We start from the raw sequence: 23,423 nt of genomic DNA, 5'->3' as shown, positions 1-23,423 counted from the left end.
AGCTTATCGTTTTGGTATGGAATTTTGAGCGTTTCCCTGACTGATTGAATCGGATGGGTTTGCAAATCAGTTACTTTCTGATTCAAGCTATCTGCCGATGGAGGTCAGCAGATATGTCGCGAGCCCTTTCCATTGATCTTCGCATACGTGTAGTTGCCGCCGTTGACGGCGGCGCATCGCATCGCCAGGCTGCTGAGCGTTTCGGTGTAAGCGCAGCCAGCGTTAGCCGTTGGCGTAACCTTCAACTCCAGCAGGGAAATGTTAGACCCGGCCCACTGGGCGGCGACCGCAATTCCCACAAGACAGAAGCTCATGCTGATCAGATCATGACCTGGCTCGGCGAACACAGGGACAGCACTCTCTTCGAACTTCGCAATGATTTGGCTGCCCAAGACATCGTAATCAGCAAGTCGGCACTGCATCGCTTTCTTGTCCGGCAAGAACAAACGCGCAAAAAAGACTTGCCATGCTGTAGAGCAAAGCCGTCCGGACGTTCTGGAAAAGCGGCAATGCTGGTTTGAGGAGCAACTCGATCTCGATCCAGAGCGGCTCGTGTTTATCGATGAGGCCTGGACGGCGACCAATATGGCCCGTAGTCATGGGCGATGCCGCAAAGGCGAGCGGTTGCGGATGGGTTTTCCTCACGGTCATCGCAAGACGACCACATTGGTTGCGGGGCTGCGCAACACGGGAATGGTCGCGCCACTTGTCATCGACGGCCCAATCAACGGTGATTGGTTCGAGGCGTATGTCGCTCAGGTTTTGGTTCCAATGTTGAAACCGGGTGACGTTGTTATCCTCGATAATCTGTCTAGCCACAAACGACCCCCAGCAAGGGAGTTAATCGAGGCGGTCGGCGCGACAATGATGTTCCTTCCTCCCTACAGCCCAGACTTCAACCCCATAGAGAAGGCCTTCTCCAAGCTGAAGGCGCTCTTACGAAAGGCTGCCGAGAGAACAGTAACTGGGCTTTGGGATCGCATCGGTAAGCTGGTTGATCTCATCAAACCGCAAGAGGCGCTGAATTACTTCAACTCGTGCGGATACGATCCAATATGAAAGGGAAACGCTCTAATGGCATCGCATCATCTTAAACCGGTTGTCAGTTACTGTTTCTCATCCAATATCGGAAGAAGTAAGCTTATGCTTAGATTGCCGTCCCTTCGCGGGACTTTGGGGCGTCTTGGCGGAGACCCAATTGATGAACTCGCTGAAGCCCTACGACGCAGCAACAAACATGCTGGAGAATCTCAGAAAAAATACTTCAGAAAACGTTTTGCTTTTGAACGAATATCAGGCGCCTTGTGACGACACCGAGCTAGACGTTGTGACATATTGCCATTCGACAAAGCGTTAACTTTGCGGCCGCCCCGTTTCGTTTGATACTTTGGCAACATTCAAAAGGGACTTTTATAAGACTGAATGTCCGTTATGAGGCCAAAACGGTCGATCCGGTTTCGGTTGTCGCCCATGAGATTGCTGACACTGCGACCCTGCCATCTATGACCGCATCCGACCCCATTCCGGCCCTTTCGGTTGCGCCACCGCCTGCTCAATAGCGGACGAGCTAAATGGGCTAGCTGCTAAAGAATGCGTCCTCAGCCTCGTAATCGAATAATGGAACTGTATAGCCAGCCAGAACCGGAAACCGCTTTTGCCACTTTTCGTCTGCCGAGTTTCTAAGCCACTCGCAGGTGGCAAAAACTGAACGCGCATAGTCGGTTGCTGGCGTGTATCCAATCTGCCGTGCGGCTTCAGTGCTCAAAGTGAATGGGGCGGGCACCGACCATGGTGTCCAACCAATGGGGGAGCCGAGACGTGGATCGCCCATGTTAATCGGGACCAAAGTCCCATTCCATCCCATGGCTGTGGCTATATGAGAGCCAATTTCATTTACAGTCGGAGCGATAGGGTCCGCGATGTTGAGAATGAGCTTCCGCCGTTCGGCAAGGGTATGTTTTGTAACCTCGGCGATGTTGAGTGCTGCGGTCGTATGGAAACGACTTTGTCCATTGAAGCAAAGCGGTATGACTACGCGCCCATCCATCATGCGTTTCACAAACCACCATTCGCGGGGGTGGGTGGAATGGGTGCCGTGGATAGCAGCAGGACGCAGGATCGTGACAGGTTGCTGTGCAGCGTCGAGAAGTCGTCTTTCTAAAGCGACCTTTTTTGTCGAGTAGTTTTCGAGGCCTGGCTCGACCGTGGGCTGTTTCTCCGTCATTCCGTCTGGAAGATCGGGAAAGCCGTTCTCCCGGGCTTCATCAAGCGTCCTGCCCGCTCCGTCGCGATAAACGCTGGAGGACGAGATCACCACGAATTGCCCAACCGACGCCTCAATGTCGAGCAGTTGGTTTGCGTGGGTCTCGTCGTATGCCACGGTATCGATCACGGCATCCGCACCTTGGCCAATGGCCTGCGACAAGGCACCGGGTTGATCTCGGTCTAAAAGGGGTCGGTTCCGGTAGGGGGCGAAATGACACCCTAAGGATTTAACTCCGTGGGCCAGTGATATTCACCGATCAGCAGGATGTGCGCCCAGCTCAAAGGAGAGATGTGGGCTAGAAGGTCTCGCGGGACATCAAAACCGGCGTTCGTCGTTCGGTGACGGCACGGCCGAGATGAACGGTATCTTCGGACGCGCAAGGCAGAAAGATTATTTCGGTCTAATAGATGACGTGGTAATCAAGGGCCAGATGATGAGTTTTCACATACAGGCAAGATCGAAATTGAATCGTACCTTTCGCTCACTTGTTGTTTTCAAATTACCCAGATTGTTTCTAGCGCTGATCTTTTTCGCTATCGACTCTGGTGATCTAGGCTATGCAGCAGGGCAGAAAATCCCTGATACCAAAGTCAGCGGTTCCAAGCCTCCTTTGCGCAAACTCAATCCGAACCCTAAACGCGCTTATGAAATCCGCATGAAACTTGAAAATGTTTCCGATATCTCGCCTGCGGACCAAGGCGGCGCGCGGTTTGCAACGGTAGAAGGTACCGTGCAGTTCGATGTCAGCAATGCGGCCCGCTGTGGTAAGAGTCGCTGGCTGGCAGGCAACGTACCCGTTATCTCGAGCCACGAACCATTCCGCCTTTCGGCTGTTTCGGCGACCGAATATGTCGGCATAGTGTATACCGATATGATTCTGGACGAGGATTATTATGGGCGTGGCGTGTGTCACTGGCAATTGACCGATGCTCGCCTCGCGCTCAAGGCACGCGACCGCGAAGACGACACCCGCTTTGTCGCGGGCTTGTCTGGGCAAAAGATGCGTGCCGATGATATGCAGCAGCGCTATTTCTGGAAAGGGTATTATCCGAACTTTGAGCAGGGGCCGTTCGCCGATTACGGTATAGCCCAATTGTCAACCGTTGAGAAAAGCAAGCGCGATCAGTACTTCGCGATCACCATGTCGGCCAGGGGGGTCGGCCCGTAATCGGATTTTTTGTAAGACTGGTACCTAAGCAAAAATGGCGACTGTCCATGCGACAGCCGCCATTGTCCTTTTTTAACCTCTAAAGTTCTGGTTTGTGGCCGATTTGTAGGCCTCGGCTAAATTCCGCTCGCTTCATGCACGACGGTGCCATTAAAATCGCAGCTGGCGCCATGGTAGTAAGAGCAACCGGAAACTTCTTCCAGCTTCAACGTGTATTGATCCATGAACTTAAAATTCACCTTGCAAAAACGGCTATTCTGCAGGGATTCTTTTTTGCTTTCAATGAACCCTTCATTGGGTATCGACATGGTTGCGCTAGCACCTGTAATGGTGACATCGCCTTTCAGACTTCCACCACAACCCGGTAACGTATCGGTCATTTTGTCCGCCGTCGCAATAGCGGCAGAATACTCATTGCCTGACTTATGCGTCAGGTCCACAATGAGAGACGCTCCACCTTCGCTTTCGTAACGACCTGCGCGATTGTTTTCGTCACCCTGAGCCAGGGCTGGTACAGTAAGGACCGCAAGCGATGCAGCCAATATCAATGTTCTGATCATGTAATCTCCAAAACCAATTATATTCGGGGCAGAAGTGGTATTTATCCGATTTGTCGGCTTTCCAAATGACGCCGTTCAGCCAAACATTCAAGTCTGAACTTCGTGTTTACAGCCCTGCGCAGTTTGGTTCGCGGATATCCGCCTCTTCCACAATTATGCCATTGCTTGCGGCACAACAAGGACTTGGCGTATACAACTGGCCAGTAGGTGCAGTGCTGCCGAACCGCAACGCTTCGCCCTATAGAACCGAGAACCCGTCGACCGGACTTTTCCATCATCGGTGAAGCTATCGCTCTGATCGTCTTCGATCCGGCTCAGTCGCCCGATGTCGTTGCACAACATTCGCGACAGTATTCTTGCTGATGCCGAGGTCACGGGCGATCCAGCGGTAGCTCCTTCCTTCGGAAATTAGAGCGAGGACCTTTGGAGCAAGGCGATCCGACTTGGGACGCTGCCCCATCCGGCGGCCCAGCTGCTTTCCCCGCGCTCTTGCCGCGGCGAGGCCGGACTTTACGCGCTCGCTCATGAGGTCGCGTTCGAATTCAGCAATCCCGGACAGGAAGGTTGCGAGCATTCGGCCGTGCGGTGGGTTGTGTCGCATATTTTTTACATCTGATGGGTTATCACATGACACTATGTAGGACTTGAGTGAGGTGGAAGCGGATGGCGGTCGATTTCAAAGCCGCACATTTTCCTAAAAGCGTCATTGTGCACGCGGTGTTCTTTTATGTGCGCTACCCCGTTTCCTATCGTGAACTGCAGGAGATCCTTGATGAACGAGGCATCTCGGTTGACCATGCAACCCTAAACCGATGGGTGGTTCGCTACTCACCGCAGATCGCTGAGCAAGCTCAGATACGAAAACGCCGCACGGCCAGTTCCTGGCGAGTTGACGAGACCTATCTCAAGGTTCGGGATAAATGGACCTATCTGTATCGAGCTGTCGATCGCGATGGCCAAACACTTGATTTCATGCTGTCTGAACGTCGGGATCTGGCTGCGGCGCGGCGTTTTTTCAAGAAAGCCATTGCAACTATCGGCGTTCCCGAGAAGGTTGTCATTGACAAAAGCGGCGCCAATCAGGCTGGCCTTCAGGCTGTTAGTTAACGCCATCCTGAAATTCACCGGAACAGGTGATATTATCGAAATCAGTCAGATAAAATACCTCAATAATATCCTTGAGCAAGACCACCGCTTTATCAAACGGATTACCAAACCAATGATGGGCTTCAAAGCATTCCATTCCGCCTCGGCCACCATCGCAGGAATGGAAGTAGCCCACATGAGCCGCAGAACCAATTCGCCAACGACAACCGTTCGCCATTTCAGGTCTTTGCGGACCTCGCAGCATAAGTGTGCCCAAGGATAAGCGCGCTTCTAACTGACTGAAAATTTTGCGACACAACCAGATCTAGTTACCCCTTTCGCAGGCCGCCGCGCTTCAAAAAGGTAGAACAGCGCCTCCTGCATCACTGTGCGTTCGCCTATCATCGAACCGTTCCGCGAAGATTGAATCAGCCCTCCAAAACAACTGCAAGAGCGCGTTTTTCAAGACAATCGACGCCATTCCGGGATAGAAGACACAAGAAGGAACATAGAGGCCCGATGCGTACATTGCTGCCGGCCACTTGATCTGCCTAAAGCCGCCCGTTATAACTCTTCCATTGTTCGGGAGTAGATATGGCTGACCAGATTCGCATCTAGTCGACGCTAAGAGCGTCTCTCTAGCTGGACCGCTGAGTCGCAACGCGCGAGGCGGTCATCGCGGTACATCTATCTGGAAGCATTCGATGAAACTCCATTTCGGCCTGACAGGCAGAAACTATCTCGTTACTGGCGCAAATTCGGGTATTGGGCGAGCGATTGCGATTGCGCTCGCGGGGCAAGGCTCCAACGTTGCCATTCATTATCTTCGTTCCCCGTCCGTAGCATCCCAGGCGGCACATACCATCCTTGGTGAGGATGCGGCCTCTGAAGTTGCGGACGATATACGTCGGCGTGGAGGCAAGGCCGCTATCATCGCAGCCGATCTTTCCATTGAAAGTGAGATCACCACGCTTATATCCGAGGCTGAGGGTGAAGTCGGCATGCTCGACGGGCTGATAAACAATGCTGCTGCCTGTGACCTCCCCGACAGTCTGATCGACGCAGATTTCGGGCGCTATCGTCGCCACTATGACGTCAATCTCGCCGCCCCCACGCTTCTTATGGCGGACTTCGCTCGCCAAGTAATGTCCAGGCAGGGATCGGGAGGACGCATCGTCAACATCAGCACCGATGCTGCCCGCGCCTTTCCTGGCCAGGTCTTTTACGGAACCAGTAAGGCTGCTTTAGAAGCGATGACCAGGGCGGCGGCGATTGAACTGGGGCCAGCGGGCATTACCGTGAATGCAGTGGCTCCGGGCCCAGTGCAGACAGGCTACATCGATGATGCGCTTGAAAAGCAGGTTCTGCCCTCGATCCCCTTACGTCGACTAGGCAACCCCGAAGACATAGCAGATGCGGTGTTGTTCCTCCTCAGTGACGCATCGTCATGGATCACAGGACAGGTCATTCAGGTAGCCGGGGGTCACGCGCTTTAACGGACACGCCTATTCGACTGCTTTCGCCCCCTATAGCGACTTCTGAGGATAGCGACCTAGCGCCGGGCGCCGCCTTTCTCACTCGCCAAAAGAAGTGCTACTCCCCGGTAGTCGATGCGCGGAGCGATCGTCACGTATGGGAGTCCATAATGTGATATCGCGATCTTTCGTGAGAAGCATCGGCAGCGCATCATGCCACTCCTCCCGATAGGCACGCCGTAACTGCACATTCACGACATCGTCAAAATCTTCCCACGTCTCGTAGAGCATAAAGCGATGCGCGGACTCTGGATCACAATGCAAGATCGCTTCATGGAACATGGGGTCGTCGCGCATGGCATCGAGTACGCCTTCGAGCAGCGAGAGAAAGCGTTCTCGCTGACCTAGCACCACATCGAATTTGATCAGGAAGGTAACAGCCATGGTTACACCGATCACGCGTGCACGGAAAGTGGCTCGACGAACTGGTGCTCGGAAACGATGCGATCGTTTTCGTCCAGACGCAGCACGGTAGATCCGAGCGCGATGATGGCGCTTGATCTAGGATCGACCATTTCCCAGACATATTTGACGATGCCATGGTGGCCAGATGGGTCGCCATGGAGGCGGAAGGTAAATCCCCTGTCGCGGACGAGCTCTTGGTAGGCCTCCTCGACACGCTCCTTCAGCTTGTCGTGACCGGTGAATGCGCGCGTCGGCATAAAATGGCTACCGTCCACGGCCCAGAATGTCTCGATCCCACTGCGCCGCCTGTCAGCATCCGCCTCGTTCCATACGGCCACGTATCGGTTCGTGAAGTCTTGCAGGTTCGCTTTCATATCGACTTTCTCTCGGGTTGCATCGCTATCCAAGGATGTCTCGCTCACAGTGGTGGTGTCACCTACCTCTGAGGTAGTTGTTTCGTCGCGGGCCGACATGGTATAGGTAGGCGCGATGCTGTCGGCCTTCCATCCAATGTCGGCGAGAATCGCAACGATTTGGAACGAGATGGATCAGAAAGTCGAAACCTTCGGACGACATTTGCGCGCGTGGCGGCAGCGGCGACGACTGTCTCAACTCGAACTGGCGCTCCGCTCGGATGTGTCGGCGCGTCATCTCGGTTTCGTTGAAACGGGCCGGGCGTCTCCCGGTCGCGCACTTGTGCTCCGCCTTGCAGACGAACTCGATGTTCCGCTTCGCGAGCGCAACGTGTGGCTGGTCGCGGCTGGTATGGCACCAATATTCGGCGAAACGTCTATTAATGACGCATCGTTCGAGGGCATCCGTGCAGCGGTCGAATTGACGCTCGAGGCACACAAACCGTTCCCGGCGTTTGCCATCGACCGGCATTGGAACGTGGTTCTTTCGAACGCCGCGGTGCCCGAACTCTATGAAGGCATAAGCGCCGAGCTTCTGGAAATACCTATTAACGTTATGCATCTGACTTTTCGACCGGGCGGTCTTGGGCAACGCATCCTTAATTTTGACGAATGGGCACAACACCTTTTGCACCGGCTGCGCCGTGAGGTCTATCTAACTGGCGATCCCGGACTACGCGATCTCCTGGAGGAAGCCGAGACGCTCTACCGGCCTTCGAAACGACCACGTGGTGGACATGCTGTCGCTCATTCCCTCGCAATCCCGCTCCGGATCCAGACGAAGCTCGGGCCACTCTCCTTCTTCAGCACGGTCACCGTGTTTGGCACGCCGGTCGACGTGACTGTCTCCGAGATTGCACTAGAAATGCTCTATCCCGCAGACGAAGAAACCATTCATGCCGTCAGAGGCTCTTCATCATGAGCCCATTGTATGACCGATACCTCATGGCGGCTATCCACCCCTACGCGGACGTTGAAAGCATAATCTCTAGAACGGCTGCTCTTGGGTAGCGCGGGTATGCTAGGTGAATGTCTGCAATTCGTGGGCGAAAGCAGCCGATGGGCTTCCGCCTTAGAGTTCTAAAAAATTTACGCTCCGTTCTTGACTATTCGTCAGAACTCACAGACGGCCGCCATCTCGAACCGCTTACGCGTTGTTGGCGATCGTGGTCTGGAAGGTACACTATCTTACTGGTTATCGGAGGTTAACCATGATCGAAGATTTTCTTACCGGAAGCGCCCAGTTTTCCGGCCTTTTGAGCAAATTTCGACGAGGTCCGGTGAACCGTGGTCGTGTTGATCGCGTGTACGTTTCCAAATTCTGACTGAACGGTTCTTACAGGATGCTGCGCCGCTTGCACTCCCGGACCTATGCTCCCTCCCCCGTGGTCTACAGTATTTATGGCCATTTCTATCGAAATAGCCAGCTGTGGCTTGCAGATGTGTTCTTATGCTCCAATGTCGCCATCTTGATTGTTAAACAAGTCGCTGCCGCCGGGGCTGTAATCGGCATAAATTCTACGCTTTCATTTGATCATTCATCCATATCTTCGGTATTTGCAAAAGCAGCTTGCGATCACAGAACGTGTCGATATAATCCGATTATATCGACACGATTTTGTCACACGTCGATAGCGACGACATATCCAATACGTCATGTCGTCTAAATCAGGATTAATCGACATGACGTTTCGTCCAGACCACCCCTATAACGACCTTCCGTCGCTGCCTCCGAGAGAGGACATAGAGAAAAAGGCTGTCCTAAAAGCTTGCATCGCGGCAAGGGCCTCGCTCGCCGAACTTCGCGTGTCGGGCCAGCTCATCCCCAATCAATCGGTCCTCATCAACTCGATCCCGCTGCTTGAGGCGCAGGCGAGCTCGGAAATCGAGAATATAGTCACCACGACCGATCGACTGTTCCGCTTCGCCAATGAGACTGGAGGTCAAGCCGACCCCGCAACGAAAGAGGCACTGCGATATCGTACGGCGTTAAATGAAGGGTTCCATTCACTTAGAGAGCGTCCAGTTTCAACATCTACTGCGGTAGCCGTCTGCCGTAGGATCAAGGGCGTTGAACTCGACATCCGCTCGACACCGGGCACGGCGCTGATGAACGAAGCGACGGGCTTGGTGATTTACACTCCACCAGAAGGACAGGAATTGCTCCGAAACAAGCTGGCCAACTGGGAGCATTACATTCATGAAGCCGAGGATATCGATCCACTGGTCCGTCTCGCGGTAATGCACTACCAATTTGAAGCGATCCATCCCTTCATCGATGGCAACGGCCGCACTGGTCGTGTCCTCAACCTTCTCTACCTTGTAGACAAAGGCCTTCTGGATATTCCAGTCCTTTACCTAAGCCGATACATTATCGGCAACAAACGTGCCTATTACGATCGGCTTCTAGCCGTAACAACAAAAGGGTCGTGGGAGGACTGGATCCTTTACATGCTCGAAGCTATCCGTGAGACCTCTGAATGGTCGACGACTCGGATTCGGGCTATTCGTGATTTACTTGATCAGACTGCAGAACGCATCCGCCGCGATCTCCCGAAGATCTACACACGTGAACTGGCCGAACTGATCTTCGTCAATCCGTACTGCCGGATCAGCGATCTCGTGGATGTCGGCATTGCAAAGCGTCAGTCCGCATCGGTCTACCTGAAGGCGCTTGTTGAGATCGGCTTGCTTGAAGAGGCAAAAACTGGACGGGAAAATCTATACATCAATTCAGCCCTGCTCTCGCTTCTTCGCGATCGGACTCCTTCTCGGTTTAAGTAGTTCCACTCGAAAATGCTAGGCTGGTCCTGATCAATACACGCGCGTTTCCAACTTCTGACTGAACATTTCCTTCAGCGGGCTGCGCCAGTTGCACTCCGGACCTATGCTTGTCCCCTTCGATCCCCTGAACTGCAACGCTTCCGGCGATTTCAACCAAAATGGCCTGCTGAGGCGCGGAATGCCTTTCTTATGCTCCCTGTCCCTGTCTCGCTTGTTAAAACGTCGTTGGCGGGGCGGTAATCCACCTCTATTCCACGCATGCATCTTAAAATTTTCTCACGCATTCCTTATCTGTACAGAGCACCTGAAAATCGGGCGAAGGAACCATGGCAAAACGGCAGTCTGCCAATCCGGCGCCGCCGCGCAAACATCTTATCGACTATGCCCGCGTTTCGACCGACGATCGGGTCCACGATGCGCAAGTGACGGTATCTTCCTGTTCCGATTACAAAAGCCGTCCCCCTCTCTAGGCCGGGCGTGTCATCCAGCAATGAACTGATAACCGGTTTTCGCCGGAATTGACCGAGCAACTCATAGAACCTCGTTGGCTTGAGACCCAGTTGCCTGCACGGGGCAAATCTCTCCGGGCCGATCAGCCTCTTGACGAACGCGAGGGGCCGAATGACGGCTTCGCGAGCCACAGTCTTTTGCCAAGCTGTCTCGCTGGTGAGCATCCTGTCAGGTTTCTGCACCATCGAGACCTACTGGCCGAGCTACCAGCTTGGCCACGTCAATTGCTGCAGGCCCAGCGAAATAGCAGGATTGCGCATAGAACAGCTTGTCAAACATCCCCTCTGACCGATGAGGACGGTTCTTCCCTCCCCTCTCTCGGCATCTTGATCGCACCAAAACCAGTGGTGCCGATCACGATGAAATCGTCTATCTGACCGGCCGGCCCGTCGAAGCCCTTAACCGCTGGCTGAAAGCAGCCAAGATCGACAAAGGCAGCGTGTTTCGCAAAATCGTTCGCTGGGGCAATGTTTCTCTACGAGCGCTCGAACCCAGCGCCTTCAACCGGATCGTCAAGCAGCGTGCGCGAATGGCAGGGCTTAAGCCGGAGGAGTGTTCCGCACATGGTTTGCGCTCCGGTTATCTCACCGAAGCGGCCAATCGCGGTATTCCTTTGCCCGAAGCCATGGAACAATCGCGCCATCGCTCTATGCAACAGGCGTCTGAGTATCACATGATGCAGAACGCAGATCAGGAAAAGTCGCACGGCTGATTTTATGATGTGCTCCTTCGATGCAGATGAACTATCCCACCTTGTCTTGGCTCTGTCGAAAAATATCAACCGAAAGAGGTTGGCATCTACTGAGGCATCGCAGCTCGCTGCCCAATGTTCGAGCAACGAAGAAAGCTCTGAACCCAGCCCCTTCGACATGCGGACAGAAGCAAATCTGACAGCTCCTGCAGATAACAAGCCTCCCGTTTACAGTACTATTTTTGCTCAGAAATAAGCAAAAATACCAAGTTTCAGTGATTGTTAGTTTTGATGCCTATGGTCCATTCATTCTTCAGGTAATTGCATCACTTGAAGGGCGGGGGCAAAATTGGGACGCCGTATCTGTATTTCCGTGGTTACCCGCGACAGACCGAAGATGCTCGCGAATTTGTTTGCGTCTTTTAGTGAGTTAATCCACCCGTCTTCCGATAATGTTTCTTTCCTGATCGTTGAGAATAACGACCAACGTTCATTAGACGACGTTATTGATACATTCCGCAGAGACGTTTCAGGTACCGAAGTTGCATACTTCCACGAAGGAACACCCGGCATTTCCGCAGTGAGGAATGCCGCGCTGAACTACGCTGTCGATAAAGGCTATGACTTTCTAGTCTTTGTCGATGATGATGAATGGGTTGCAGAAGACTGGCTGGTCAAATTACTGGCGGAACGGGACCGATTGGATCTGGATATTATTGGTTCACCTGTCCGACCTGTCCCATTTGAACCCGACCTCACACTTATGCAAAAAGTGGTGTGGTCGGGATTAAAACAGAGCAGTTTGAAGTCGGAGCGGAAATGCAAGTTGAGGTCCAATTCGGGACAAGGGCATACGATCAAGATTGCGACAGGAAGCTGGATGGGGCGCCTGAGTTTCTTCAGAGAAACAGGCCTTAGTTTCGATCAAAGATATAATCTGTCGGGCGGAGAAGATTGGCACTTATGGGCAAAGGCCAAGAGCCTTGGTGCTAAAACCGGCTGGGCCAGCGATGCGATCGTTTACGAAGCAGTTCCGACAACCCGACTTACACTGTCTTATCATTTCCGCCGCAACCGTGACCATAACATTACTGAGTTCTCGGCGCGTTACAGAGAGAACCCACAGAAAGCCCTGAGAGGTTTTCCCTTGAAATTGGCCAGTCGTGGGCTCAAATTTTTCGGAGCAGTGTGCGCCATCCCCTTCTCGGGTGGACGGGGCCTTGTTTCATCTGCAACGGCTTTGGGTGGTCTAATTGGTCTGCTACAGGGATCTGTCGGAACAACCGCTAACCATTACGCCAAAACAACCGGATGTTGAAATAGTGCAGTGAGTTCATGCTGATCCGCTACGATGCTGCAGATACTCTGAATTCTTGTTTGATTGGAAGCGATGCAGATGATCCGAAGTTGCCTTCCAGCTTTTTCATCAGTTTTTCTTGTCCGATTTTTGATATTATTGAAGCAGAATACAAAATCACTGAAATTGGTGATAATCGCGTCTGGAAAAGATCGAAGACCTGAAGAGCCGATCTCGTGCTTCACCCAGGATAATCGACGGCACGACCATAATCCTGGATGTGTCCACCGAGCGGCGCGCTGAAACAATTAACACAATTTCCGTAGCCCTGCCGATGAACAAATGCGATATGCTGGCAAGGATATTGACAGACCAAGATGTCGAGACACTCCGTCATCTGGTCAATCAAGACATGGGTTAAGGCACGCTGCGCGCACTGACCTCGGATTTGGCCAATCTCGAAGCCTGGGCTTTATCCGCGACCAGCAGTCCCCGCCCTTTCCTCCGCTCGAAGTACTCTTGCTGAAATTCTTGGCGCATCATCTCTAGCGGTCAGAACAGCGCGCTCAATTTGCAGGGTCGGTACCAAGGCAGTTTCCTTCGCATGGCTACCGCTAACACTTGGGTTTCACGCAAGGTTGTCACTGATGAAAGCGTAGCCTGTATGGCTTGATAGTAGCCATAAAGCACGACCCAAAAAGCGCTCACGAACCTACTTCACTTGACCTAATCTTTCGTGATATTTTTTCCAGCTGCTTGTCTGTCACTGAAATAGACTAATTAATCCGTCAGAAAGCGCCCCTCGCCATATGATGTAGTCATGGCCACCTGAATATTCTTGATAGCGCGTCGGAACTCCCTTTGCCTGCAAAACATCGCGCAGATGCCTGTTTGTGTCCAGTATCGACATCGTACCTCCGCTATGGCCTGTTTCAAACAGACCAGCAGAGATATATACCCGTAGGGGCAGCCTCTTGGCATTTGCAGTTTGGTAAGCGACATACTCATTCCGGTCACGCGGCGTGCCTTCAGGACTCCACCAGAACGAACCAGACATGCTAAGAACATTGCCAAAAATATTAGGATGGGCAAGCGCAACTGTCATGGATGCCAATCCACCATAACTTGAACCTGCCAGAACAGTTCGCTCTGCGCGATGTTTTATTTGTGTCCTTCTGAGCACCTCCGTCAAAAGGTCTTCGGCCATGAAATCCGCGAAATCGCTATTTCCCGGCAGCTCCTTTGCACGCGTATTGCTATCGGGATTAGCTACAAAAACTGCAACCACGTGCGGGATAAGTTTCTCAGCAATCATATTGTCGAGAATAAGCGGCGTCGGCACTTTAGTTTGATACTCAGCGCCGTCGAAAACGAATAGCAAAATTGTGTCATCGCGACTGGCATCAAAATTAGCCGGACGATAGATTGTAACTCTGCGGCGATTTCCAAGCCGCGCGCTTTCAAAGTCAAAGTTTTCCAACGTGCCCTTAGGATTACTCTGCCGCTTGATGAAATGTTGTTGCGGGCTGCTTTCCGTTTCAAATACCGAATCCTGATTAAATGCATCGGGTGCATCGGCGGGAGTTGGATGAAGGTTAAACGGATCTGCCTTTGCTGTCGCAAGGATTGCAACACGTTTCTCACGCGTTGTTCCAGGTATTACCGGCACATCAACCGCGATTTGATAAGACAGTCGCGTATCAGCCGGAACCATGAAGCTTTTGAACCAGACATCAGAAACACCCAGTCGCTCCATTTCTTCATGTTCGCCGGTTGGTGCGCCAAAGATCCGCGCATTGTTGTGCGCGCCTCGAACCAGAAATGTCATAATTTTCTGACCATCATCTCCATCTTCAAACAGCGGTGTACCGCTGTTCTTGATGTCCCGCCAGAACGTCTCAGTTGAGCCGCCCTCTGACAAGTCACCAGCAAGTTTTTTCAATGCCGGGCTGATCAGAACTTGGGTCTCATTGCGTACTTGCTGTCCAATTTCATGAGCAGGAAACTTCTTCTCCATAGACAGGCGGAAATCACCCGCCGTCAAAACAGACAATTTGAAACGAACTCCCTCCTCCGCAACAAACCGAAAAACACGTTCGCCGGTCGCTTGCGACGCGAGGCGCCTTACATGATGCCCCTTTTGATCCAGCAGGCTGAGATCATAAATCCCCTTCTCGGAATTCATGCTTACGACAACATAATCTCCAACCTTTGCGTCGATTGGCAGCTCTTTCGCTATCCCAGCCTCGAGGTGTGTCTTCGCTAACAATACATTCTGTGAAGCTTTCGCGGTTGTTATGACCGAAGTGATGACCATAATCATCGCCAAGATAGAGATAAAAGGCTGTTGCGATATCAAGACTACCAAGCCTTCTTTAGAGTTGCTGTGAGACTGCGACCTTCACCGTAGAAACACGCATAGGCATTCGCACAGGAAGCCACATAGTTTTTGTCGCCAAGGTTCTTCGCGTTTATTTGCAAGGAGAGGCCATCAAACTCAGGTTTCAGAGCTCCAAAATCGTAGCTAACCATGGCATCGACCAGCGCCACAGATGGCACTTCAAAGCTATTGGCATTGTTACCCCAACTCTTGCCGATATAACGGACACCAGCACCGAGCTTCAGACCTTCAAGTTGCGTACCGACAAAGTCATAGGTTCCCCACAAAGCGGCCTGATGCTCCGGGATACGTGCAGGCGTCATATTCACTTCACTCGCCGTAACTGACTCTTCGATTTTTGACCGCGTGTACGCATAGCTTGCAATCAGTGACAGGTTAGCCATGACATTGCCGCGCGCCGAGAGCTCGATACCGTGATTGTGTATCTTGCCAATTTGCGAATAGACAGTTTGACCAAGCGTACTATCCCAGGCACCACTCACAACATCATTTTGCTTGAGATCATAATACGCCGCGGTCAGCAAAATGCTGCTACCTTCGGGTGCATATTTGACGCCAACTTCCAGCTGACTAGCCGTCGTCGGATCAAAAGCTGGCTGCCCTGCCAATGGAGAGTAAAGAGCCGGATCAAAAGACGTTGAATAGCTGACGTAAGGCGCAAACCCATTATCGAATGCATAAAGAGCGCCAAGACGCCAGGTAAGTGCCTTATCATCATACGACTGGTCATTGCCATTCAGCCGGTCGTCAATTTCAGTGTTCGCCCAATCGTAACGTAACCCAGCCAGAATATTAAGTCCGCCGATTTGCAACTGATCCTGAAGGTAAATGCCTGTCTGGCGCGCCGTGAGATGTTCTAGACTATTTGTAACAAGCTCAACAGAATCGTAATCGAACCCACCATATTGGGGATCCGTGAGCGAGATCGATGGTACGGATGCTCTGCCCCAACGATAGTCACGGACACGATATCTAACATCTACACCGGCGAGCATAGTATGTTCGAATTCCCCAGTATCAAATTCCGCCTGAAACTGGCTATCAGATGTAAACTGTTTCCATTTGTCCGTTCCACCCGAGGCTGCTCGCGTGATCGTTGTCGCGTATCCAGTCACGCGATCAGCACTAGCTGAGCCCCAGATAAGCGAACGATGAGACATGTTCATCTCATAATATCTGGCCTTTTGGCGGAAGGTGAACGTGTCATTCAATGTCTGTTCCAGCTCTGCCCCAATCCATGCCTGCTCGCGGCTGAAGTGTTCGTAATTTGGATCAGACACGAAGAAATCACGTGGCACATAGCCATAGCCTTCGATCGGCGTCAAAGTGCCGGCAGCGTCTAGGAAGTTGCGGAATCCTGCGTGCGGCTCGTTCTGATAGCCGCCCAAAACCGTAAGTTTTGTATCTGCATCCGGCGACCACGTAAGCGAAGGGGCAATCGCATATCCACGTTTCTTGGCATAGTCTTCTTGCAGGTCCGTCCTTAGCCCTGTAGCTACGATACGATAAGATAAAGTATCACTTCCGGGGACTTTATCGCTGATATCAATCGAGGCGCTGACATTTTTATTCGTTCCAGCAGAAACTTCGATCTCGCGCAATGGTCCGTCTGTTGGCTTCTTCGAAACCATATTGAGAATTCCGCCGGGATTGGCCTGGCCATAGAGAACGGAAGACGGGCCGGAAATCAATTCAACGCGTTCGAGCAAATACGGGTTGATCTGCGCATAAGAAAGCTCACCCGAAAGGAACATGCCATCGAGGTAGCGCGGAATATAATAGAATCCACGCGCAAAGACTTCGTCTCTTAAATTAGAAGCACCGCGGTATTCGGTGAATACACCCGGTGTATAACGCAAGGCCTCGGCAACCGATTGCACGCTCTGGTCCTGCATCTGATCCTTTGTCACCACCGCAATAGACTGCGGTGTGCGCTGGATGGGAGTGTCTGTTTTTGTCGCCGTCAGACTTTGGCGCGCCACATATCCCTGAACCGGGCCGTCCCCCCTTTCCCCGCCTCGACCACTCACTTCAATGACGTTTAACTTGATCGCCTCAGCATTTTCCTGTGCGTAAGCTTTTCCAAGCTCTCCTGGCTGCAAAGTCGCGAAAATTGCCGTACTTGCGGCTGTCAGCAAGATAAGCCGAACTTGACGAAGAGGAAGAATGTAAGGGCGCAAAACGAGCAACATCGACAACTCCTGCTGCGATGCCAATTGTACGCAGCTTAAACTTGATTGACGTACTCATCTATATGACTAGAATTAAGCGTGTCGATGAAAATCACTTCGTCAAAAACGGCAAAAACCTACGCTAAAAAGGCGGCGTTGAGAGCGCATCGCCAAAAGTGTGAACCGGTTTTGAGACCAAGATGCGCGTTAAAACAGCGACTTAGTGCGCCGAGACCAGAACGCTATGAACACAAGACCGAATATACCACAGCAAATTTTCGTTGGAGCAACACAGGGGACGCCTAGTTGCACGCCAGATTCCAATAGTTACGAGGTTTGGCCGAAGCTCCTGGTAATGGTCCTCCTGAACGGCTCACAACATTTCGAGATGGATGGCGTACGGTTTGATATATCAGCGGGAGATGGTGAAACTGCGACGCCCATCGTCTTTATGCTCAATGTAGCTGACTTCTGCTCGTTGCGGTTTTTCAATGAAAGCTCTGTTCCATTAAACAAGGTCCAGATATCAGTTCCGCGCCCCTGGATCGAAACACTCCTCAACACAAACCCAGAAGAGATGCCAAAGCTAAAGCATTTCTTGGATGGACATCTGAATACGTTTGAATTCACACCGGGTGAAAAAATCACTCAGGCAGTTGCACAAATGCTCAATCCTCCGCCGTCAGTCGAGAGAGAGTTACAGAGCCTGCACCGCCGGTCACTGGGAATGGATATACTTTATACGGCCTGTGCAAACTTAATTGCTGAGACGGGCCGCGGTTTTGAAGAAAAGCCCTCACAGAATATCGGAAAAAGGCGCCAAGCAGAGAATATTCGCCATCATATCCTCGGTAGTATCAGTCAAGAATTGACCATCGCCGGCATTGCTCGTGCATTGCATTCAAATGCCTCTACTATTCAACGCACGTTCAAAGACCACTATGGCATGACGGTGTTTCACTTCATCCGCAATGAAAGATTAGAACGCGCGCGCTCCGCGCTTGAAACGCAAGGCATGTCCGTTTCTCAAGCCGCCTATATGTGCGGATATGAAAATCCCGCTAGTTTTGCGACCGCGTTCAGGAAATTATACGGGATCACACCGAAACAGTTGAAGTCCGGCTTTGTCGGATGAAACAAAGTGCATCGTAGACTCAATTCTTTGATGCTGGATCATGTCGACATGTGCATCGGTCGTTGAAAAAGATGAGCGATGGGCAATGTTTCCGTCTGATGACCGAGTCTCGGCGGACGGCATGCGCTCTGAATCTCACCGAAGATATTCCACCTTTTCTTGCGATTTATCCCGGCTCGGTGAACTAACCGTCTTCCCTTCATGCGCCGCGTTCATCTCTTTCATATCGGTGTCTATTCGCCTAAGTTCGACGCAGCTGAGGTCAATGCTACGCCACTCTAAAGAACGACGGAACGGCAGGGACTCACTAAAACTTCACGCTGAAATTTGCGTTTACGCCATTTTGTGTAAGCCGTGAGCCAAACTGACCGTGATAGGCAACCCCAAGCGTAGCATTCTGTGAGACCGCAAAATCAAGGCCCGCTTCAAGCAATGCCGTATCCTTGCCGATCGAGTTACCAACTGCAGTGAACATATCTGATCCTACTGCAAAGCTTGCCGGCGATGACGGGATCACATCGCCGAAGCCATGCCGCCAGCCAAGATCAGAACGCGCTGTTGTTACGATATTGCCAAGTTCAAAGCTGGTGGCCGCACGAAAGCCAAGGGTCGACAGGGTGGTGTCCATGCCATCGGACTGCACGGAAAGTGCGGCACCGTTGCTTCCTTTTTCCGTAAATCCGTCTGTTTTAAGATGCACATAGGCCAGATTGGCATATGGCTCGATTGTCGCGCGCGAAGTCACATTGAGCTTATATCCTAGTTCACCAAAGATCTGGAATGTGCCCGCATTGTAGTCAGCAGACAGGCTATCCGAAAAGCCGTTGAAGGCGACAGAGCGGCCCATTTCCAGATTATGCCATGAATAGGCAAGACCGGCGCGCAGACCGACCGAACCTGCTGCTGCCGCCCATTCTGTGCCGCCATAGGCTCCCAGCGTATAATTATCGCTTGAACCCGATGAATTACGTGATGCGGTTTTGAACGTCGAGCGGCTGTAGCCAGCCATCGCGCCCAAACGCCAGTTGTCATAAACTGCGGCATCAATACCGGTGCTGAAACCTCCAAGCGTGGATTTGGTCTGACCTGCATTGCCATTGGCGGACTGGCTCGACCAGCGGCCATAAGCGGCACTCCATGCGGCATAGCGGGACATATCATTGCTGAGCGTTGGCTGTGGTGCTGCGGCATTGATCGCATTGCCAGCTGCATGGGTTTGCGGAGCAGACGCATAAGCCACAACCGATACCGGCGCTGCAGGTGTTCCACCAAACGCTTGTTGCAAGCGATTATTGATGGCCGAGCGTGTTGCACCACTTGCATTTACAAGCACACCGCTGGCGGATGCATAGGCTTCGGACGACAGAACCGGCAGTGCAGAGCGAATGGTCGATCCATCTGCAGCAGAAAAATCCAGGGCAGTAATAAGCGACTGCAATTCCGGCACTGCATCGTTACCCATCTTATCAATGGCAGAGCCAACATTGCGGCCATTGCTGCTATCAGCATATCGCGAATAAGCATTGACTGAACGGCTCAGGGACACCGTGTAGATATTGTCGCCATCATGCGTTGCCGTTGCATTCAGTGTTGGCGAAGCAAGTGAAGTCGAGACCGTGTTGAAATCTCCCTCAAAAGCTTGTGCCTTCAGCCAGTCGTTCGATGTGATCGTGAAACCATTGGCATACCAGCCGCGTTCGGGTGCAAATGAAATTGTACCGTCAAGACCAGCCGTTCCATTGACGATCAAGCTGCTCATGGCTTGCTGATTGTTAAAAGAAAGGGCCAGAGTGCCTGTCTTCGACTGGAGATAATCACCGTAAATCTCAACGGCCTGGCCGGTTACTGAAGGATTGAGTATGCCATCATTGCGGAATAACTGCTCAGAATAGATCTGATAAGAGCCGCTGCCCGAAAGCGAGCCAGCCTGCGCGATTGTCGCGTTGTAAAGCAGATGATCACCGGTCAATGTGGTGTTACCACCATTGATTTGCAGCGACAGATTTTTGCCTGTGATATTGCCATCATAAGTAAGGGCAAAATCGGAATCCGCAGACGCGGTCGAGTTGCCGCGTTCATCGGCTCGATTGCCAAATGTCAGATTGGTCAGACGCAGATCGCCGTCTTCATTCAATTCCTGATAGTTAGAGATTATATCGCCGGAAATCTGAGCGCCCCGCATGACATTAATACGGTCAACCAGCGCATTATCCGACATGTAGATCGCAGCTTTACTGCCTGCCACGCGCCCCGTCAGATCAAATGAGGACACAAGTGAGCCATTGAGCTCATTCCATGTGGCTTCCAAAACTTCCTGAGTGTAGCGACTGAGAGATTGTTCTCCACGCAGAATGTAGGAGCCTCGATATTCACCGAGTTGACCGTCGTCCCCCATAGCATTATGGCCAAAGTCAAAGCTGACTGCGATACCATCCTGGCCGAGCGCCTGGATATCACCACGATGCGTTAGCCCATGGTTCTTGCCATAGGTAAACATCACGCCACGGCCATTCACACCGTCGGCATAAACGCGTGTTCCACGCAAAATGGTCAGATTATTGCTCTGGCCATCAACACGAATACCAGCACCGCCTGCGCCAGCAGACAACAGATCAGCACGCTGGGTTATAGTGTTGTCGCTGCCATAGACATGCAATCCAAGACCGAGGGTCGCTGTATTATATGTATTCTGAACATAAGCTGTGCCTTCAGCATTACGACCAAAGAACGGATTGTCATTTATAAAGCTCTGATTGTCTCCGTACACGGAATAACCAAAAAAATTCCGACGGTCGATCTTGTAACCAAGGTCCTGCAATATCGCCAGTTCTGCTTCCATGAAATTTGTATAGTTGCGATAAGCCTGATGGCTCATCAAACTGTTTTTAAGCTCGATATGTGCGAGAAAAGGTGCATCTGGTACGCTAGGGTCCCGTTCAGAGACCATGCTTAGAGGGACACCTGCCATTCCCCCCACAAGAACTTCATCGACATGCGCACCACCAAAATACGGCTTGTTTTCACGAACGTCGAATATGTCTTCAGGAGTGAGAGGCTCATCATCATCACTCGTATCTATGTTGTCACAGAATGCGCACCAGACGATCTGATCGGGTCTGAGTTGCTGCCCATTGTCATCAAAAAGATGGCTTGTCCAAGCATTTGGGTTTTCACCTGTGGCAACAAGAGCCAAGCCATTCTCCTGCATATCCCCCTCAAAATTGCTTAAAACGCCCAAAGCATGCGCAATTTCATGGACCATTGTGGTGGTAAGCGAAATCTCAGAGCTCGAAGGGAGTTGTGAAGGGATGTATCCCTCCCCTGACCAGGGAAGAGTTCCGATCTGGATAAACCCATGCGCACCATTGATCGGCTCTCCCGGGTTCTGGTTCATGAGTACTGCTCCAACTTTTGTTGGCGCACCCACTTCGTCAAAGGCTATCGGACTGTAAGCATAGGCATTGTAGTCTTCCATTGTGCCTATATTGAAAATTGCGGGTGACGTTCCCGGAATAACCTGAATAATTTCCGCCCAATGCTTGATCGCAAGATTGAGCTGATCAACATCAAACTGCTTGAAATTCCACGTCGATGACTGATCACTGGCGCTGTAAGGCCCGTCATCAACACCATAATATTTAGCGGTTATGAATGACTGCCCTTTCGCGTCCTGGAAATCATAGACTTCCTGCGCCCAGGCAGACGACGATAAACATGTTCCCGATGTCAGTATAATCGCCGCTGCAATTGTACACTTCATTACGCATTAGCCCCTTTAGGAAGCGGTTTGCCAGACTTTGACATTCACCGGGTGTGAGATTTAAGCAAAGGGCGAAAAGATCGCTTCTTTCAAGTCGCAGGGTTCAAAGGGCTTAGAGTGGGCAACCCTAGCCGAATAAGCTTTGTGCCAAGTCGGCACTGAACACAGATATTAATCACTATTCTAAATATCCCATAAGAATTCGTCTCCAAGCGACGCGTCATTAGAAAGGCAACCCATTCAAAAGCAATCCCTGAAATTGGGTAGCAACCAAGAATGGACCAGCGGTAAATTCATGAATGGCGCCACATTGTTTGAAGCATAGGTGTAGATTTCGCTGGTTGAATTTCTGGCAAGCATGAGCGAAGCATCTCCCCTTTGATCGATAGAGTCTTGATTACGTACTCGTATCCGGTCAGCGCAGAGATTTTGGGTTTCTGAAAGAATCGATAAAAATATTTGCATCAGCAAAGCGAGCGACACCAATGCCGTGTTCGCCATTTGCATTCTAACGCCGTGTTGAGGTCTTAAATCCGGCCGCTCAACCCGTAAATTTTATCCCCGCTTAGTCCATCAATATCGATCTCAAACATAACAGGCCTCCGAAGACTTCTATCCATTCTGTTATGAAACCGTAGAAGAAAATGCGAACCAAGCCGTAACGTTTAAAACTGTGCTCAGCGAATTGGCTCCGCCTCTAATTCAGCCGCGATTACCCCTGAAACAGGGATTACGCCTTGTTCAATTTCGATTGACTTTATTAGCGAATTTTACGTTAAATAAAGCAAAACCTCAATTAGGTTTCGCTACCCTGACAAACATCTTGGGAGCTAAAATATATCGAGAGGGAGGGGATTTTCTCTTCCTAAGTGGAACGGACCATCAGTCTTTCGCCCACGAGGAATCATGTAGATTTGCACTCTTATTTTGCCGCAGATCCGCCAAATGGTCAAGGTGGCACCGAGTTATTGGTCCACTTCGGTGCTCTCATTCATCCTGCAAGACGACGACCAATCCAAGACACCTCGCAGCTAGTGATCGGAAGGATTGCCAGATCTGTTCAGCCCGTGACTACGGCAGTTGTCCAGGCCCAAGCCCAGCGGATCTTCCGCGGAGCGTCGATACAAACGTCTGAAAAACACGCCCCCTCCCCTATCGTGCGGTCTGGTCGAACAACGGTCATGTGCCGTTCTGACACGGCTGATCGAATATGTCGTAGGATAGGCTGTTCCGAGCCGTTC

General features: G+C 51.7%; 17 protein-coding genes and 2 pseudogenes. 10 read left to right on the top strand and 9 right to left on the bottom strand.

Annotation, left to right across the window (positions count from 1 at the left end; genetic code table 11):
• Window positions 1-113: 113 nt before the first annotated feature.
• Window positions 114-1,059, top strand: a protein-coding gene (locus tag KMS41_19165; protein QWK80726.1) for an IS630 family transposase whose coding sequence is annotated in 2 segments (ribosomal slippage) — window positions 114-454 and window positions 453-1,059 — 948 coding nt in all. Because the reading frame shifts where the segments join, the coding sequence is not laid out codon by codon here.
• Window positions 1,060-1,576: 517 nt separating this feature from the next.
• On the opposite strand, the gene KMS41_19160 is transcribed toward KMS41_19165, so the two are convergent.
• A complete protein-coding gene (locus KMS41_19160; protein QWK80725.1) occupies window positions 1,577-2,392 on the bottom strand; it encodes a reductase in 816 nt (271 codons plus the stop codon).
• Between the two features lie 229 nt (window positions 2,393-2,621).
• Between KMS41_19160 and KMS41_19155 the strand changes: the two genes are divergently transcribed.
• Complete coding sequence (locus KMS41_19155; GenBank protein ID QWK80724.1) at window positions 2,622-3,434, top strand: hypothetical protein; 813 nt, start codon at window positions 2,622-2,624, stop codon at window positions 3,432-3,434.
• 116 nt (window positions 3,435-3,550) lie between these two features.
• Here KMS41_19155 and KMS41_19150 read toward each other — a convergent pair whose 3' ends face one another.
• Both KMS41_19150 and KMS41_19145 read right to left on the bottom strand, forming a co-directional pair.
• Window positions 3,551-3,994 carry a hypothetical protein gene (locus KMS41_19150; GenBank protein ID QWK80723.1) on the bottom strand — a complete coding sequence of 148 codons (444 nt, stop codon included), beginning with the start codon at window positions 3,992-3,994 and terminating at the stop codon, window positions 3,551-3,553.
• A 286-nt stretch (window positions 3,995-4,280) separates the two neighbouring features.
• On the bottom strand, window positions 4,281-4,595 hold the full coding sequence (locus KMS41_19145) for a recombinase family protein (GenBank protein QWK80722.1): 315 nt from the start codon (window positions 4,593-4,595) through the stop codon (window positions 4,281-4,283).
• Window positions 4,596-4,657: 62 nt separating this feature from the next.
• On the opposite strand from KMS41_19145, the pseudogene KMS41_19140 reads away from it, so the two are divergent.
• Both KMS41_19140 and KMS41_19135 read left to right on the top strand, forming a co-directional pair.
• A pseudogene (locus KMS41_19140) lies at window positions 4,658-5,347 on the top strand (IS6 family transposase).
• 437 nt (window positions 5,348-5,784) lie between these two features.
• Window positions 5,785-6,576, top strand: coding sequence for an SDR family oxidoreductase (locus tag KMS41_19135; GenBank protein QWK80721.1), 792 nt, complete (start codon window positions 5,785-5,787; stop codon window positions 6,574-6,576).
• 78 nt (window positions 6,577-6,654) lie between these two features.
• Here the strand turns inward: KMS41_19135 and KMS41_19130 are convergent, their stop codons facing one another.
• Together KMS41_19130 and KMS41_19125 are read right to left on the bottom strand one after the other, a co-directional pair.
• Window positions 6,655-6,999 carry an antibiotic biosynthesis monooxygenase gene (locus KMS41_19130; GenBank protein ID QWK80720.1) on the bottom strand — a complete coding sequence of 115 codons (345 nt, stop codon included), beginning with the start codon at window positions 6,997-6,999 and terminating at the stop codon, window positions 6,655-6,657.
• Between the two features lie 11 nt (window positions 7,000-7,010).
• Window positions 7,011-7,394 (bottom strand): hypothetical protein, encoded by a 384-nt coding sequence (locus tag KMS41_19125; protein QWK80719.1) that lies wholly within the window; start codon window positions 7,392-7,394, stop codon window positions 7,011-7,013.
• A 115-nt stretch (window positions 7,395-7,509) separates the two neighbouring features.
• On the opposite strand from KMS41_19125, the gene KMS41_19120 reads away from it, so the two are divergent.
• The 5 genes and pseudogenes from KMS41_19120 to KMS41_19100 all read left to right on the top strand — a co-directional run bounded on the left by KMS41_19120 (window position 7,510) and on the right by KMS41_19100 (window position 12,939).
• Window positions 7,510-8,355, top strand: a complete 846-nt coding sequence (locus tag KMS41_19120; GenBank protein ID QWK80718.1) for a helix-turn-helix transcriptional regulator — start codon at window positions 7,510-7,512, stop codon at window positions 8,353-8,355.
• 761 nt (window positions 8,356-9,116) lie between these two features.
• Window positions 9,117-10,217 carry a Fic family protein gene (locus KMS41_19115; protein QWK80717.1) on the top strand — a complete coding sequence of 367 codons (1,101 nt, stop codon included), beginning with the start codon at window positions 9,117-9,119 and terminating at the stop codon, window positions 10,215-10,217.
• A 741-nt stretch (window positions 10,218-10,958) separates the two neighbouring features.
• Window positions 10,959-11,447 (top strand): annotated as a pseudogene (locus KMS41_19110) (tyrosine-type recombinase/integrase).
• Window positions 11,448-11,815: 368 nt separating this feature from the next.
• Window positions 11,816-12,736: a glycosyltransferase gene (locus tag KMS41_19105; GenBank protein ID QWK81114.1), complete on the top strand. Its 921-nt coding sequence runs from the start codon at window positions 11,816-11,818 to the stop codon at window positions 12,734-12,736.
• A 17-nt stretch (window positions 12,737-12,753) separates the two neighbouring features.
• Entirely contained in the window at window positions 12,754-12,939 is a 186-nt protein-coding gene (locus tag KMS41_19100; GenBank protein ID QWK80716.1) for a hypothetical protein, read from the top strand.
• Window positions 12,940-13,478: 539 nt separating this feature from the next.
• On the opposite strand, the gene KMS41_19095 is transcribed toward KMS41_19100, so the two are convergent.
• Window positions 13,479-15,032: a DUF3327 domain-containing protein gene (locus tag KMS41_19095; GenBank protein ID QWK80715.1), complete on the bottom strand. Its 1,554-nt coding sequence runs from the start codon at window positions 15,030-15,032 to the stop codon at window positions 13,479-13,481.
• A gap of 44 nt (window positions 15,033-15,076) precedes the next feature.
• Window positions 15,077-17,308 (bottom strand): TonB-dependent siderophore receptor, encoded by a 2,232-nt coding sequence (locus tag KMS41_19090; protein ID QWK80714.1) that lies wholly within the window; start codon window positions 17,306-17,308, stop codon window positions 15,077-15,079.
• Window positions 17,309-17,642: 334 nt separating this feature from the next.
• Between KMS41_19090 and KMS41_19085 the strand changes: the two genes are divergently transcribed.
• A complete protein-coding gene (locus tag KMS41_19085; protein ID QWK80713.1) occupies window positions 17,643-18,422 on the top strand; it encodes a helix-turn-helix transcriptional regulator in 780 nt (259 codons plus the stop codon).
• Between the two features lie 307 nt (window positions 18,423-18,729).
• On the opposite strand, the gene KMS41_19080 is transcribed toward KMS41_19085, so the two are convergent.
• Both KMS41_19080 and KMS41_19075 read right to left on the bottom strand, forming a co-directional pair.
• Complete coding sequence (locus KMS41_19080) at window positions 18,730-21,630, bottom strand: autotransporter domain-containing protein (protein ID QWK81113.1); 2,901 nt, start codon at window positions 21,628-21,630, stop codon at window positions 18,730-18,732.
• Window positions 21,631-22,422: 792 nt separating this feature from the next.
• On the bottom strand, window positions 22,423-22,683 hold the full coding sequence (locus KMS41_19075) for a hypothetical protein (GenBank protein ID QWK80712.1): 261 nt from the start codon (window positions 22,681-22,683) through the stop codon (window positions 22,423-22,425).
• Window positions 22,684-23,423: the final 740 nt, after the last annotated feature.

The organism is Ochrobactrum sp. BTU1, assembly GCA_018798825.1.
GTDB lineage: Bacteria > Pseudomonadota > Alphaproteobacteria > Rhizobiales > Rhizobiaceae > Brucella.
Note: the sequence above shows the minus strand (reverse complement) of the source record. Positions and strands in the feature narration are given on the sequence as shown.